The organism is Streptomyces sp. NPDC043854 (assembly GCF_056436005.1).
The window spans coordinates 18,772-32,519 of sequence record NZ_JBWKDK010000038.1 but is presented as its reverse complement, the minus strand read 5'-3'; the positions used below and the strand labels follow the sequence as shown (position 1 = coordinate 32,519).

Annotated in this window: 12 protein-coding genes; 6 read left to right on the top strand and 6 right to left on the bottom strand. The window is 72.8% G+C overall.

The annotated features are described in order from the left end of the window. Positions 1-72: 72 nt before the first annotated feature. Together AC068A_RS27875 and AC068A_RS27870 are read right to left on the bottom strand one after the other, a co-directional pair. Positions 73-1,014 carry an AEC family transporter gene (locus tag AC068A_RS27875; protein ID WP_478589002.1) on the bottom strand — a complete coding sequence of 314 codons (942 nt, stop codon included), beginning with the start codon at positions 1,012-1,014 and terminating at the stop codon, positions 73-75. Between the two features lie 224 nt (positions 1,015-1,238). After that, positions 1,239-2,105 carry a hypothetical protein gene (locus AC068A_RS27870; RefSeq protein WP_478589001.1) on the bottom strand — a complete coding sequence of 289 codons (867 nt, stop codon included), beginning with the start codon at positions 2,103-2,105 and terminating at the stop codon, positions 1,239-1,241. 163 nt (positions 2,106-2,268) lie between these two features. Between AC068A_RS27870 and AC068A_RS27865 the strand changes: the two genes are divergently transcribed. The 4 genes from AC068A_RS27865 to AC068A_RS27850 all read left to right on the top strand — a co-directional run bounded on the left by AC068A_RS27865 (position 2,269) and on the right by AC068A_RS27850 (position 6,696). Further along, a complete protein-coding gene (locus tag AC068A_RS27865; protein ID WP_478589000.1) occupies positions 2,269-3,036 on the top strand; it encodes a hypothetical protein in 768 nt (255 codons plus the stop codon). 24 nt (positions 3,037-3,060) lie between these two features. After that, the gene (locus AC068A_RS27860) at positions 3,061-4,692 is read left to right on the top strand and encodes a LodA/GoxA family CTQ-dependent oxidase (RefSeq protein WP_478588999.1); all 1,632 of its coding nucleotides are present in this window, start codon (positions 3,061-3,063) and stop codon (positions 4,690-4,692) included. Positions 4,693-4,733: 41 nt separating this feature from the next. Further along, a complete protein-coding gene (locus AC068A_RS27855; protein WP_478588998.1) occupies positions 4,734-5,912 on the top strand; it encodes an NAD(P)/FAD-dependent oxidoreductase in 1,179 nt (392 codons plus the stop codon). Between the two features lie 88 nt (positions 5,913-6,000). Further along, on the top strand, positions 6,001-6,696 hold the full coding sequence (locus tag AC068A_RS27850; RefSeq protein WP_478588997.1) for a hypothetical protein: 696 nt from the start codon (positions 6,001-6,003) through the stop codon (positions 6,694-6,696). Between the two features lie 113 nt (positions 6,697-6,809). Here the strand turns inward: AC068A_RS27850 and AC068A_RS27845 are convergent, their stop codons facing one another. The 4 genes from AC068A_RS27845 to AC068A_RS27830 form a co-directional block, all read right to left on the bottom strand. Beyond that, entirely contained in the window at positions 6,810-9,350 is a 2,541-nt protein-coding gene (locus AC068A_RS27845; protein WP_478588996.1) for a discoidin domain-containing protein, read from the bottom strand. 120 nt (positions 9,351-9,470) lie between these two features. Further along, on the bottom strand, positions 9,471-10,457 hold the full coding sequence (locus tag AC068A_RS27840; protein ID WP_478588995.1) for a hypothetical protein: 987 nt from the start codon (positions 10,455-10,457) through the stop codon (positions 9,471-9,473). Positions 10,458-10,601: 144 nt separating this feature from the next. Continuing rightward, the gene (locus AC068A_RS27835; protein WP_478588994.1) at positions 10,602-10,904 is read right to left on the bottom strand and encodes an SHOCT domain-containing protein; all 303 of its coding nucleotides are present in this window, start codon (positions 10,902-10,904) and stop codon (positions 10,602-10,604) included. 110 nt (positions 10,905-11,014) lie between these two features. Further along, complete coding sequence (locus AC068A_RS27830) at positions 11,015-11,467, bottom strand: DUF6325 family protein (protein ID WP_478588993.1); 453 nt, start codon at positions 11,465-11,467, stop codon at positions 11,015-11,017. Between the two features lie 299 nt (positions 11,468-11,766). On the opposite strand from AC068A_RS27830, the gene AC068A_RS27825 reads away from it, so the two are divergent. Both AC068A_RS27825 and AC068A_RS27820 read left to right on the top strand, forming a co-directional pair. Then, on the top strand, positions 11,767-12,606 hold the full coding sequence (locus tag AC068A_RS27825; RefSeq protein ID WP_478588992.1) for a class II glutamine amidotransferase: 840 nt from the start codon (positions 11,767-11,769) through the stop codon (positions 12,604-12,606). A gap of 202 nt (positions 12,607-12,808) precedes the next feature. Continuing rightward, complete coding sequence (locus AC068A_RS27820) at positions 12,809-13,747, top strand: 5'-nucleotidase (RefSeq protein ID WP_478588991.1); 939 nt, start codon at positions 12,809-12,811, stop codon at positions 13,745-13,747. Position 13,748 lies beyond the last annotated feature (1 nt).

The window sequence follows — 13,748 nt, the reverse complement described above, 5'->3', positions numbered from 1 at the left end:
GATCCTGCGACGGACTCGTCACGGCCTCGTCGCAGGCCACGCGGGACACACGGGATACCCGGGGCGCACCGGTCACACCGCCCACTGGGTCCACAGCGGGAGCAGCAGCAGCGCGACGACCGAACTCTTCACGACGAGCGCGGCGGACATGCCGACACCGACGTCGTAGCGCTGGGCGAAGACGAACAGGTTCTGCGGCGCCGGCATCGCCGCGATCAGGACGAGCCGGCTCAGCCGCTCGCCCTCCACCCCGAAGCCGTAGCGGCACACGGCGAACGTGATCAGGGGGAGGGCGACGCACTTGGCGGCGATGATCCACACCTCCTCCAGGGTGGTGCCGCGGACCTCCAGCCCGCTTCCCCCGAGGTGCAGTCCGAGGGCGAACAGCGCAACGGGCGAGGCACTGTCACCGACGAACGCGAAGCTGTCGAGCACGACCCCGGGCACCGGGACGGTGAGGAGGTTGAGCGCGATGCCCGCGTTGCAGGCCACCACGACCGGCGTCAGCAGCGAGGCCGCGACGGCCGAACCCAGCCGCCGGACCGGGCTCCCGGTGCGGCCGGGCCGCCCCAGTTCCATGATCGAAATGATGATCAGGGACAGCACACAGACCTGGAACAGCAGGACCGGGAAGATCGGCGCCGCGTCCCCGAACAGCATGATGAACACCGGCACGGCGAAGTAGGCCGTGTTGACCTGGACGGCGGCCATGATGCGCAGTGCGATGCCGCGCGGATCCCGCACGCCCAGCAGCCGGGCCAGTGCGCCGGTCAGCACGGCCGCGGTGCAGACCGCGGCCGCGTACCCCGTGACGGTCCGCCAGTGGAACAGGGCCCCCAGATCACTGCGGTAGATGTTCCCGAACAGGAAGCACGGCACGGCGAAGAGGAACGCGTAGTCCGCGAACACCTTGGAACTCTCGGCCGGAACCACCTTCCGCCGGGCGAGGACGACCCCGCACCCGAAGGCCAGCATGACCGGTGCCAGCTTCTCCAGAGCCTCCACCGCTCCCATGCACGCGCCCCCGCTCCCCGCTGATCCCCCGTCGGGGGCCTGCCGACGACCGGATCGTAGGACGATCACCACCGCGGGCCGCCGCCGGCCCCCTCACACAGTCGTGGCGGCACGCCCTCCCCGGCCACACGGGCAACGTGAACGCGGTGGTCTTCCGCGCGGCGGCACGCGCACGGACCACTGGTGGCGACCGCCGGAGCCGACCGCCGTGCCGGGCGGTGGGGTCAGGCCTGGGCCTGGGCCCGGGCCCGGGCTTCGGGCTCGGCCTCGGAATGGGCATCGGGCACGGTCGGGGCCGGGCGGCGTCGGGGGCGGCCCCGGTTGCGGCCACGGCGGACCCGTAGCCGACTGGTCTTCAGCCGGGCCGCGGCCTCCGGATCCCGTCGTGCCAGCTCCACGAGGGCCGGGTGCCGGCCCATGCCCGCGACCTGCTCGGCCCACGGGTCGCGCCGGCCGTCCGCGGTGCGCAGGCGCCCGTACAGGGGGAACCAGACGATCTGCGCGACCAGTGCGACCGCGGTGGCGGCGACGGCCGCCGTCTGCACCGGACTGCGGGGCGACAAGGAGGCCATGGCGAACACGGTGAACAGCATTTCCAGCGCGACCAGCAGGGCCCCGGTGCGGGACAGGCATCCGGGGTCGCTCGCGGGCACCGGGATACCGTGCAGCAGGCGGGCGCGCCCGGCAGCGTGGAAGACCATCCGGGCGGCGTTGAAGGCGGCGTCCCGGTGACCGATGCTGCCGAGGGTGGCGGATGCGGTACGCCGGCGCAGTGCCGCGAGCAGGTTGTCCGGCAGCGGGTGCCCGGCGGACCGCGCCGGGTCGGCGCCGGCCGCGGTGAGGCTCAGGTTGCCGCGGTGGTTGACCGTGACCAGCCCGTCGAGCACCAGCTGTGCCGCGGCGGCCTGTGTGTCGTCCGACTGCCACCACTCGTCGGCAGCGGCCCGGTAGGGGTCACGCAGGAGCCTGGACGCGCGCTCGGCCATGACCCGGTACTCCCGGTTCCGGCGCAGCCGGGCACCACCGAGTACCACCCCGTACAGAACGACGGTGAAGGGCACGGCGGCGCAGGCGAGGGCGACAGGATTCACGCGCCGAGCCTAGGCGCAGGACAGGGGCGAGCACACGCGCTTATCCGCCGCCCTGCGCGGTCGGCAGGGCCCCGGACCGCGATGGCGATCTTCGGACCCGTGTGCCAGCCTCGAATGTGACGTAGGTACATCCCTCCCACCAGCTGGTATGACAGCTGGCCGCATGCTGGAGATGAAACCGATGCCGGTCGTCGAACCCAAGGCAGGCCACGGCATGGCGGTGGTGGGCGAGGACACGATCTACCTGTCCCACCTGCCCATGTTCGCCATGCCTGTTCACGCTTTCCAGGTGCTGCTCGAAGTGACCCTGGACAACGAAGCGGGCAACGCGCAGAAGGTGTACGTCGAGGACCGCCGCCAGACGGGCACGGCCCTCTACACGCTCAACCCCGAGCCGTTCCGCATCTCCGACCTGGTCACGCCCGCCGGACAGCCGGCGCTGACCTCGTTCAACGGGACGCTGTACCGGGGCCACTTCGAACGGGGCGGCGTGGAAATCGTCGACCCCGTACGGGTCGACGTCCGGCGCGTGGTCCACTTCCGGCGCCTGAACGAGCAGGACCCCCGGCCGCCGGCGCTCACCTACCTCGCCTTCGGGAAGGGCAGTGAGCTGTTCCTGGCGCACCGGATCGTCACACCGCCCGACCACGAAAGCCACGTCCAAGTGGGCGACATCCGGAGCGTTTCCGGTGTGCAGCTCACCGACGACCTCCTGGCGAAGGGCCCGCGGCTCGCCATCCCCGGCAGGGCCGACACCCCCGCGGACAGACTGGCCGAAGGCCAGCAGGTGGCGGCGACCCTTCTGGACGGCGGAGCCGGCCTGCCCGACGGCATCGACCTGCGGTTCACGGTGAAGCGGGAGTTCTACTTCGAGGAGGGGGACTTGGCCTCGGGCAGCGGTGGCCACCACGACCACCACGAACAGCACTGAACCGCCCGCCCACCTGGAGGGGCCGTGCACTTCGACGACATCGCCCGCTGCGAGATCCATCCGTCGATCGGCATCGCACGCGTCGGCGACAGCCCCGACGACTTCTTCATCGGCCCGGAATCCCCGGGCAGCCGGCCCCACCCCGACGGCGGCTTCCGCGACGGCGTCGGCCGGATCAAACGCCAGGCGGCCCGGTTCCGGGTGTACGCCTACGACCGGGCCGGCGCCGTTCTCGGTGAACTCACCTCGGCCGAGGCCCGGATCACCTGGACCGTCGAACTGGCCAACGCCAAAGGCGCCTGGTTCAGGTTCGCCGGCCGCTTCGGGCAGTCCACCTCCGACGCCCACCGCCGCAACCTGCACATCGACCCCGCCGACACCGCCGCCCGCGCCCGCCTGGTCGTCCGGCCCGGCCCCCGCACCGTGACCGGCCCCTCCCAGGACGGCCAGGGCGCCCGGTTCGACACCGGCACCTTCCTCGGCAGGCCCGTGCCGCTGGGCGAACTGCGCACCGACGAGGCCGGCCGGCTGCTCGTCCTCGGCGGGTTCGGAAGGTCCTTCTCGGCCAGCCCCGCCAACCCCGTCAACGACTACGCCAACAACGACTCCTGGTGCGACGACGTCTCCGACGGCCCGGTCCGCGCGACCGTGGCCCTGGGGCCCGACGGCCGGCAGGTACCGGTGACGTCGGCCTGGGTCGTGGTGGCGCCGACCGACTTCGCCTCGCACACGGAGAGTCTGATCACCCTCTACGACGTCGTCCTGGAGACCGCCCGCGCATCGGGCATGCTGCCCTCGCCTCCGGAGGTCTCCTTCACCCGCGACATCTACCCCCTGCTGGTCCGGCCGATCGCACTCGCGTGGGTCAACAAGGCGGCACGCCACCGGCACGGCGACCCGACGGGGAACTTCCTCGCGCCCGACCGCTTCGCCCGGCTGGCCTCCAACGCGGAGACCGACAAGGGCTTCCGCCGCGCCGTCTTCCGCAGGCTGCGCACCCCCGGGGCGATGGACGTCAGCCAGGCCAACAGCGGCTTCATGCCGATCCTCGCGGCCGACGGCGACCTGGAGGACGACCAGCCGCGGACCTGGCTGACCCTGCTCTCGGGCCAGTACGAGCGGATGCGGCGCTGGGCCGCAGGCGACTTCACGGCCGACTGGACCGGCGAACTCCCCGCCCCGGTGCCGCTCGAGGCCCTGCCGCCCGCAGAGCAGCCGCACGCCCTGGTACGGGCCGCGACGGAGCGGGCCGGCGGCGGCGGTTTCTACCCCGGCACCGAGACGACGTTCATCGTCGACGACCCAGCCACCTGGTCCGCTCCGTTCCGGCTGCGCGAGGACCTGGTCGCCGGAGACATCACCAAGTACATGGCCGTGCCCTGGCAGGCCGACTTCTACCTGTGCCAGAACTACTGGTGGCCGGCCTCCCGCCCGGACGAGGTGCTGCCCGAATCGGAGCTCGACGCGCTCCTGAACGGCGCGGCCGGGGCGTTCAGGGAATGGGACCGGGGCATCGGCGACGGCAAGGACAGCGACCTCGGCATGAACGAGATGGTCGCGCACTGGAGCACCCTCGGCTTCATCGTCGCCCGGCCCGGCCCGGACGGCACCGAGGCCATGGTCGAGACCGAACGCTCCGCCCCCGAGCCCGAGTGACTACGGGGCCGGGCGCCGGATCAGGCCGGGAGAGCCGGGCGGTGAGCGGCGCGACGGCGCCCCGCGGCCGCGAGGCGAGCCGTGCCGGCGGCTGCGACCTCAGGTGTGACGTCCTGGTCGCGGGCGTCGGCCCGGCCGGCTGCGCCGCGGCGCTGGCCCTCGCACGGGCCGGAGCGGACGTCGTCCTCCTCGCCCCCGCGACGACCGACCGCCCCTGGATCGGGGAGAGCCTCGCCCCGGCGGCGGGTCCGCTCCTGGAACGCCTGGGCGTGCTCGGGCAGGTCGACCTCGCCGGACACACACCCTGCTACGGAGGACGGGCCGTGTGGGGCGGGGACGGCCCCGCGGAGGTGAGCTCCGTCCTCGGGCCCTACGGCCCGGGCCGGCAGCTGGACCGCCCACGGTTCGACGCGGCCCTGCTGGAGGCGGCGGAGGCGGCCGGCGCCCTCCGCCGGACCGGGCGGATCCGGGGAGTCGAGCGCCGGCAGGACCACTGGCGGCTCACGACCGGCACGACCGGCGCGGGCAGCGCGACCGGCGGGACCGGCGCGGGCGGCACCTTCGCGGCCCGCTACGTCGTCGACGCCACGGGCCGGCCGGCCCGGCTGGCCCGCCGCCTCGGCGCGACCCCCGCCCGCTCCGACCGGCTGACCGCGGTCGCCGGGATCCTCGCCGCACCGGACGGAGGACCGGCCGAGGTGGAGCGCACCTCGCTGGTCGAGTCCACTCCCTGGGGCTGGTGGTACACCGCGCCGCTGCCGGACGGCGGGCGGGTGCTGATGGCCATGACGGACGCCGACCTCGTCACCGGACTGCTCCTGCACGACCGGGACGTGTGGTGGGACCGGGCCCGGGCCACCGGCCACATCCGGCACCCGATCGACCCCTGGCAGGAGCCGCCCGGCCGGCTGAGCGTGACCGCCGCCGGCGCCTCCTGCACCCGCCCCGCCGCCGGTCCAGGCTGGGCGGCGGTCGGCGACGCCGCCACCGCCACCGACCCCCTCGCGGCCCGCGGCATCGTCATGGCCCTGGCCACCGGGATGGAAGGGGCGCGCGCGATCCTGGCCGACCACGCGGGGGACAGCGGCGCCCTGGCCGCGTACGCGCGGCGCATCACCGCCCTCCACGAGGAGCACCTGCGCGCACGGGCCGTGCAGTACCGGAGGGAACAGCGCTGGGACACCCCGTTCTGGCGCCGCCGGCAGCAGGCGGCGGGTTGACCCGGCCCGTACGCACGGGGGAGGGGGGAACGGTGGTTCGCATGCGGCGGCCGCTCGTACACTCGGTCGTCCGAAACCAGGGGAGATCATGCACACCCGTACCCTCGCCGGCCTCTGCGCCGCGCTCACCGCGCTCTTCGTCCTCACCGGCTGCACCAGCGCGCCCGCCGACAGCCGCCCGGCCACCGCCTCTTCGCCGGCGCCCGCCTCCCCGGGGTCCCGCGTGGTCCAGGCGCCGCTGCCGCAGGACCAGAACCTGCTGGCCTGGACCGGGGACCCCAATGACGCGGGCCACGTCACCGCCCAGTCCCCCGCCGGGGTCGGCGGCCGGGTCACCCTCGTCCGCATCGTCCTGCACGAGCGGATCACGTGGTCGAACATCTGGCTGGGGCTCGCCGGGATCGATCCGCAGGCCCAACTGGCCGACTGCTACCTCGGCGTGTACGACGCCTCCGGCACCCTGCGGGCGGCCACCGCGGACATCTCGCCGCAGCTGATGACCGACCCGATCGCCAAACCGCTGCCGCTGGCCAAGCCGTTCACGGCCGAACCCGGAACCTACTTCATCGCCCTTCTGCTCAACGGCACCTGGGCCACCAACCTCCTCACCCTCAAGGCCACGGGCGCCGGGATCTCCGTCAACGCAGGTCTCACCCCGCCGCTCCTGCGCTACAGCACCCTGCTGACCGGCCAAACCTCCCTGCCCGCCAAGGTGAACCTCGCCGAACAGTCCACCAGCACCATCAACACCGGCTGGGGCAGCCAGTGGTACGCGATCTCCTGAGCCGGCCCTGCGCCCCGAACGCCCAGTGCTGACCCGTGCCATGGCCGTGTCACTGACGGCCCATCGGATGGCAGGGGGAAACGGCCGGGCGGTCGGAGGCGGTCAGGCGACGGTCAGGCGACGGTCACGAACTTGGCGATGCTCGGCACGCCCTGCGCGTCGAGGGCGAAGAGCATGTACGTACCCGGCAGGACCACACCCGTGTCGGCGGGGATGGACACCGTGTACGTGCCGTCCCCCGCTGCCGTGGACACCAGTGGCACCCGCCGCTGGTCGTTGTCGGTGGAGTGGGTCGCGGCAGCGGCCCGCATCAGGACGAACGACGCCACCTGGCCCTCGGTGCTGACCGTGAGCGACGCGCCGGGCGCGGCCCGCGGGGGCACACCGCCGGAGATCACCGGTCGCGGCTTCGGCGAACCGTCCGCACCCAGCAGGTACGGCGGCGTGAACACGGCCCCGTCGGCGTGGTTGGTGGCGCAGTCACCGCACAGCCCGCCGCCGCCCGAGAAGATTCGCCCGTCCGGCAGCAGGTTCGCCACGCTGTGGTAGTTGCGCGGTATGGCCATGGTGGCGAGCGGGGTGAAGGTGCCCGTCGCCGGGTCCCACAGCTCGGGGGTCAGGACCGAGGCGGCGTCGCTGAACGGCACCGGATGGGCCTGCCCGCCGAAGACGGCCACCTTGCCGTCCGGCAGGACGACGCTGTTGCTGAAACCGCGGGCGTGCTCCATGTCGCCGGTTCGGGCGGACTGGACCTGGTTGCCCGAGATGCTCACGGTGTACGCGAGCCGGGTGGCGGGGGTCTTCTCGTACGCGGGCGAGCCGCCCAGGGTGAGGATCTTTCCGATGTCGTAGGCGACGGCGTTGCCGGTCATGGCGTCCGGGCTGTCGGCGCGGTTGCCGGCGGCGGTGATGCTGCCGCTGCCGGCCGTCGAGATCCAGTTCATCTGCTTGCTCGGACCCAGCTGGAGGACCTTGCCGCCCGAAGTGGCGTGCAGCCACATGTGGTTGTCGGCCCGGTACGCGCCCGCCGGGTCGGCCGTCTGCGCCGGGGCGGCGGAAACGCCGGGCAGCTTGCGCCAGGTGCGGGTGTCCGGCGACCAGGCCTCGCCCGCCTTGTCGCCGCCGGCTCCGCTCCACGATCCGCCGAGGACGAAGGCCTCGCCGGTGGAGAGCAGCGTCATGGCCTGGTAGCCGCGGGCGATGTTCATGCTGGTGGTCGCGGACCAGACGTCGGTGGCCGGATCGTAGATGCTGGCCTTCTCCGCGTTGCTGCCGCCGGTGACCAGCACCCGGCCGTCGGCGAGCATCGCTATGCCGGGGCAGAACATGTCGTGGCCCGTGTTGTCGATGCGGCGCTGGGTGACCTTGCCGGTCTTCAGGTCCAGGATCGCGGTCTGGGTGTACCCGTTGCTGCCGCCGAAGCGGTCGATCGCGTACGCCGACCAGGCCAGCATCTTGTCGCCGGGCAGGACGGCGGTGGCCACGGGCACCAGCGGGAAGCCCGTGATCCGGTCCCAGGAGCCGTGGACCGCCGGGTCGGCCGGCCCGCTCAGGCGTATCTCGCCGGCGGAGGTCCACGGGCCGCGGCCGCCGGCCTCGCTGGTCACGGTGAGGCGTATGTAGCGGGCGTTCACGGTGCGGGTGAAGGTGGCGGTCTTGGCCGTGTCGTCGTCCCGCCAGGTGCCCGAGGCCACGGGGGCGCCGAAGGTGGCGCCGTCGGTGCTGGTGGCGACGGTGTACGCGCCCGCGCGCCCGTTGGGCCCGTCGGAGCGGGGGTGGTAGACGAGGGCGGAGACGGCGGCCGTGCGGTGCATGTCGATGGTGATGCTGTGCGGCAGCGGAGTGGGGGTTCCGGTCCACTTGCTGTGCCAGATGGTGGCGGTGTTGCCGTCGAGGGCGTTGGCGGCGCGGCCGTTCTCGCCGGTGGTCTCCTCGTCGCTCGCCGTGGCCGTCCAACCCGTGCGGGGCAGGTCGACGGTGGCGGCCGGGGTTCCGGGGTCGCCCAGCAGGTTGATCTCGGCGGCGGAGGTCCACGGCCCGCGGCCGCCGGCCTCGGTGTGCCCCGTCAGCCGTACGAACCGGGCGCCCTGCGGGGCGAACCCGAGGGTCTTCGCGCTCGCGTCGTCGGCGAGCGTACCGGTGGCGACCGGGCTGCCCCAGTTCTGTCCGTCCGCGCTCAGACTGATGCCGTACTCGCCGGGGCGGCCGTTGGCCGAGCCGGTGCGGGGCAGGTAGACCAGCGCCGAGACGACCGCCGTGCGGTGCATGTCGATGGTGATGCTGTGCGGCAGCGGTGCGGGGGTTCCGGTCCACTTGCTGTGCCAGATGGTGGCGGTGTTGCCGTCGAGGACGTTGGCGGCGCGGCCGTTCTCGCCGACGGTCTCCTCATCGCTCGCCGTGGCCGTCCAACCGGCCCTGTCGAGAACCGGAGCTGCCGGTTCCATCGCATTGGCGGGCGCGATGGGGTGGTGCGGGGAAGCCACCGCCGTCTGCTGGTCGAAGGGGACGGGCGCCGGCTTGGGCGACGGGCGGGCCGGGCTCGCGACCCCCAACCAGGGGGTCAGCCCGACCAGCAGGGAACCGAGACTGAAGGCGATGAGCAGATAGGAGCGGCGTAACGCACGGGTGAGGGCGAGAAAGCGCCTGGACTGCAACCGGGCCTCCTGGGGCGAACCGACATGTCCCCAGAACATAGGCCAGTGACACAGCAACTCAGCAGATTTACAACGGAGTTGGCGTGAAAGCGCGGCGGACGCGAACCTGTCCGTGCGGCGTCAGCCGGCAGGGCTGCGCCGTCGCCGGCGCCAGTGCCACGCTGCTCCCATCCCGATCGACGCCACGGTGAGGGCGATGGCCAGCACCGGCCAACCCCGGTCCGCCAGCCGCAGGTTGGCGATCAGGACGCCGATGACGAACCCCACCGGGACCAGCACCGACAGCAGGGCCCTGAGCGCGGACGCCACCATCCCGGGCTCGATCCTCGCGGCCCGCCCCGGCCGGGCGGCAGGTGCCTCGCCGAAGTAGAAGGCGGTGGCCCGGGCCAGGAGTTGGTCGGTGGACCGGTTGTACGACGACGCCATGTACGGGATCCAGACCAGGGGGGCGACCATGCCGACCAGCAGTACGGCGGCGAGCAAGGTGTACCGCCCGGTCTGGACCAGCCACCGCGGCAGCCGCCCCGGTGGCTCCTCCTCCGGGGAGATCAGCCCCAGCAGGCGTGCCATCCGCATGACCAGCCGCCACGTCGCAGCCCTGCGCCCCGGTGGCGCCGGTCCGGTCTCCGGCGCGCCGCCCTCTTCGGGGAGGCGGATCTTCGCGAGAGCGGTCCGTGCCCGGCCGGCGTCCTCGTACACGCCTTGGAGGACGAGGAGTTCGGCGGCTCGCTCCGCTTCCTTGGGGTCCCGGCCGTCGAGGGCTGCCAGTTCCAGGCAGGTGCGCGCCTGGCTGAGGATCGCCACGCAGAAGGCGAACGGGATCAGGACGAGGAAGGGGCCGCCGACGAAGGCCCCTTCGGTCACGGTCCGGCGCTTCCCCCGGGTGAGGATCCGGGTCCTGAGCTCGGCCGGGGCGGCGCCGGGGTGCACCTCGCGCATCCGGGCCACCGAGCGTGCCGCGGCCGGGCCCATGTGCCGTACGGCGAAGGCGGCGAGGAACTCGGGGAGGTGCTGCGGGTCCGCGCTCGCCGACCTCAGCAGCGATCGCGTGAGGACGCGGTCCCGCAGCGGGTCCGTGTCCCTGTCCCCGCGGGGTGTGTCCGGCACAGTTCACCTCGCCTTCGGCAGCTGACGTGTCCGCGCGCCCGGAGCCCGTCCTTCGCCTGCGGCTCCCGGGCCGGCCGCGGAGCGTCGCGCACGCATCACAGCGCGCGACCAGGCCCGACGGCCGCCCCGCCGGGGGCGCGCCGGTCAGGAACTCAGGATGCGGGCCTTCTGGGCGGCGAACTCCTCCTCGGTGAGGACACCCTGCTCCTTGAGGCTCGAGAGCTCCTTGAGCTGGCTGATCTTGTCGTCCATGCCGACCTCGGCGGCGGCGGGCGCCGGGGGTGACGGGGGCGCCGCGTACTGCTGCTGCGCGTACGCGGCCTGGGCCTGCTCCGCGTCCTGCTGGGCCCAGCGGCCGGCCTGGCGGCGGGAGACTCGGTTGGAGACGGCGGTGGCCGTACCGGCGACGACGGCGGTTCGCGCGACGCCGCGAAGGAGTCCGGGCATGGTTTCCTGCCTCTGTCGGATGTCGGATGTCGGATGTCGGATGTCGGATGTCGGATGTCGGATGTCGGTGGCGGTGGCGGTGGCGGGGAGGGGAAGGGGGTCCGGAGCCCTCAGGCCGCCGATTCGAGCGCGTCCAGCGCCTCGATCACGTCCTGCACCGGCACGCGCCCGCTCGCGATCATCCGGGCGTCGGCGCGGCGGAGGGCGGCGGCCAGCGGCGCGGCCCAGGTGTTCTCGTAGAGCAGCACGGCCGCGGAGTCCCCGGGCTGGAGCAGGGAGCCGGCCTCGGCCATGTCCTCCTCGCCGATCAGCCCCGAGGACACGCCCTCGAAGAACGTGAGGTCCAGCTTGCCGTCGCCGTTCACATCGGCCAGGGCGATGCCCTCCACCGTGCCGTCCTCGAGCTTCGTGAAGAAGGTCAGGTCGAGGATGCGGATGATCCCGCGCTCGACGAGATCGACCAGCAGCGGCATTCCCTCACCGGTCAGGTGGCTGCCGGGAAACTCGACGACCAGGTAGTCGATGGGGCCGAGTTCATCCAGCTTGTCGTTTTCTCTGGTCACGTCAGCTCCTGTCGCAGGGCCCGGCGACACGGTCACGGGCCGGGGCGTGGGCCGAGCTGCCGTCTGGGGGCGTCGGCACCTTGGCACGACCGTAACGCGCACCCCGGGCCCGGGGATCACCTGCCGGGGGTGACCCGCGGCGCGGCCCGCCCGGCCCGGCACACCGGCACACGGGGGCGCCCCAGGCCCGGAACCGGGCGCGCCGCACCGCTCTCCGCGCTCACCCCGCTCGGGTGATGCACCGCGCCACCGGCGCCGCGCATGATCGAACGGACGGCCACGAGAAAGGGTGATCGATCATGTGCCGGTGGCTCGCGTACTCGGGAAGTCCCATGCTCCTCGACACCATCCTCTACAAACCCAAGCACTCCCTGATCGACCAGAGCCTCCACGCGCGCATGGGCGTCGAGACGACCAACGGAGACGGGTTCGGCATCGGCTGGTACATGCACGGGGGCACCATCAGCACACCCGCGATCGTCCGCGACGTCGGCCCCGCCTGGAACAACCGCAACCTGCGGGAGATCGCCGGGCACGTCATGTCCCCGCTGCTCTTCGCCCACATCCGGGCCTCGACGGGCACGGCGGTGCAGCAGACCAACTGCCACCCCTTCCGGCACGGCCGCTGGATGTGGATGCACAACGGCGCCATCGCCGACTTCCACCGGATGCGGCGGGACCTGGCCCTGGCCGTCGACCCCACCCTCTTCCTGGACATCGAGGGGACCACGGACTCGGAGATGATGTTCTTCCTCGCCCTCACCTTCGGACTCGAGGACGACCCTCCGCGCGCGGTGGCCAAGATGGTGGGCCTGGTCGAGCGCGTCGGCCGCGAGCACGGCGTCGACGACCCCGTGCAGATGACCGTCGCCGTGACGGACGGCAGGGCGATCTGGGCATTCCGCTATGCCAGCGGCGGCAATGCCCGGTCGCTGTTCTACAGCTCCCGGGTGGAGTCACTGCGGGCCCTGCACCCCGAAGTGCAGTTCCTCCAGGAGGTGTCCGACGAGACCCGCCTGGTGGTGTCGGAGCCGCTGGGAGACCTTCCCGGGGCCTGGAACGAGGTCCCCGAGGGGGCGTACGGGGTCGTGCGCGAGGGCGCGGACGAACTCCACACGTTCACCCCGGTCCCGGCCTGACCCGCCCCGCCCACCGGCCCGTCCGGCGCAGCACGCCCCCGACGCCGGGGGGTCGGGGGCTGCACTCGGCGGCACCGGTGGCCGTGCTCGTGGGCCGGCATCGCCGCCTGCCCGAACACCGCTCGGTCCGCGGCGCGGGGGAACTCCCGTTCGGGAAGGGTCGTTGTCGGCGTATGAGCACCCATGAGGGCAGGGGAGAGGCATGAGGTACGACCTTTCCCGGCGCCTGGTCGTCGGGATCGCCTCCAGCGCCCTGTTCGACCTGACCGAATCCGACGCCGTCTTCCGTGAGCAGGGCGAACAGGCCTACCGCAGCTATCAGGAGGAACACCGCGAGGACACCCTGGACAGGGGTGTCGCCTTCCCCTTCATACGCCGCCTGCTGTCGCTGAACGACCTCGCAGGCCACCCCGACGACCCGCTCGTCGAGGTGATCATCCTCTCCCGCAACGACCCCGACACCGGACTGCGGGTGATGCACTCGGTCGAGGCGCACGGCCTGCCGATCACCCGCGCGATCTTCCGGCCGGGCCGCTCCTCGCACCGCTTCATGCCGGCGCTCAACATGTCGCTGTTCCTGTCCGCCAACGCGCAGGACGTCCGCGAGGCCGTCGCCGCCGGCCTCCCCGCCGGACACGTGCTGGACTCGGCCTGCGCCGACGACCCGGAGGACCCGGAGCTGCGCATCGCCTTCGACTTCGACGGGGTCCTCGCCGACGACAGCTCCGAGCGCGTCTTCCAGGCCGACGGCATCGACGGGTTCCGGGCGCACGAGGTCCTCAACGCGGCCACCCCGCACGATCCCGGCCCGCTGCGGGACTTCCTCGCCGGGATCAACCGGATCCAGCGCCGGGAAGAGGAGGAACACCGCGACCGCCCCGACTACCGGCCGCGGGTACGCGTCTGCCTGGTCACCGCACGCAACGCGCCCGCCCACGAGAGGGCCGTGCGCAGCCTGAAGAAGTGGGGGCTGCGGGTCGACGAAGCGTTCTTCCTCGGCGGCATCGACAAATCGGCCGTCATCGCCACCCTCCAGCCGCACATATTCTTCGACGACCAGGTCGGCCACCTCGGCGGAACGGCGTCCAGCACCCCGAGCGTCCACGTGCCGTTCGGAATCGCGAACGCGGCCGGCGCCTGAA

Bases quoted from the DNA above. Each gene is read 5' to 3' on its own strand.
- AC068A_RS27835 (WP_478588994.1), bottom strand. From the start codon at position 10,904: ATGCCCGGACTCCTTCGCGGCGTCGCGCGAACCGCCGTCGTCGCCGGT.
- AC068A_RS27865 (WP_478589000.1), top strand. From the start codon at position 2,269: ATGCTGGAGATGAAACCGATGCCGGTCGTCGAACCCAAGGCAGGCCAC.
- AC068A_RS27850 (WP_478588997.1), top strand. From the start codon at position 6,001: ATGCACACCCGTACCCTCGCCGGCCTCTGCGCCGCGCTCACCGCGCTC.
- AC068A_RS27875 (WP_478589002.1), bottom strand. From the start codon at position 1,014: ATGGGAGCGGTGGAGGCTCTGGAGAAGCTGGCACCGGTCATGCTGGCC.
- AC068A_RS27820 (WP_478588991.1), top strand. From the start codon at position 12,809: ATGAGGTACGACCTTTCCCGGCGCCTGGTCGTCGGGATCGCCTCCAGC.
- AC068A_RS27825 (WP_478588992.1), top strand. From the start codon at position 11,767: ATGTGCCGGTGGCTCGCGTACTCGGGAAGTCCCATGCTCCTCGACACC.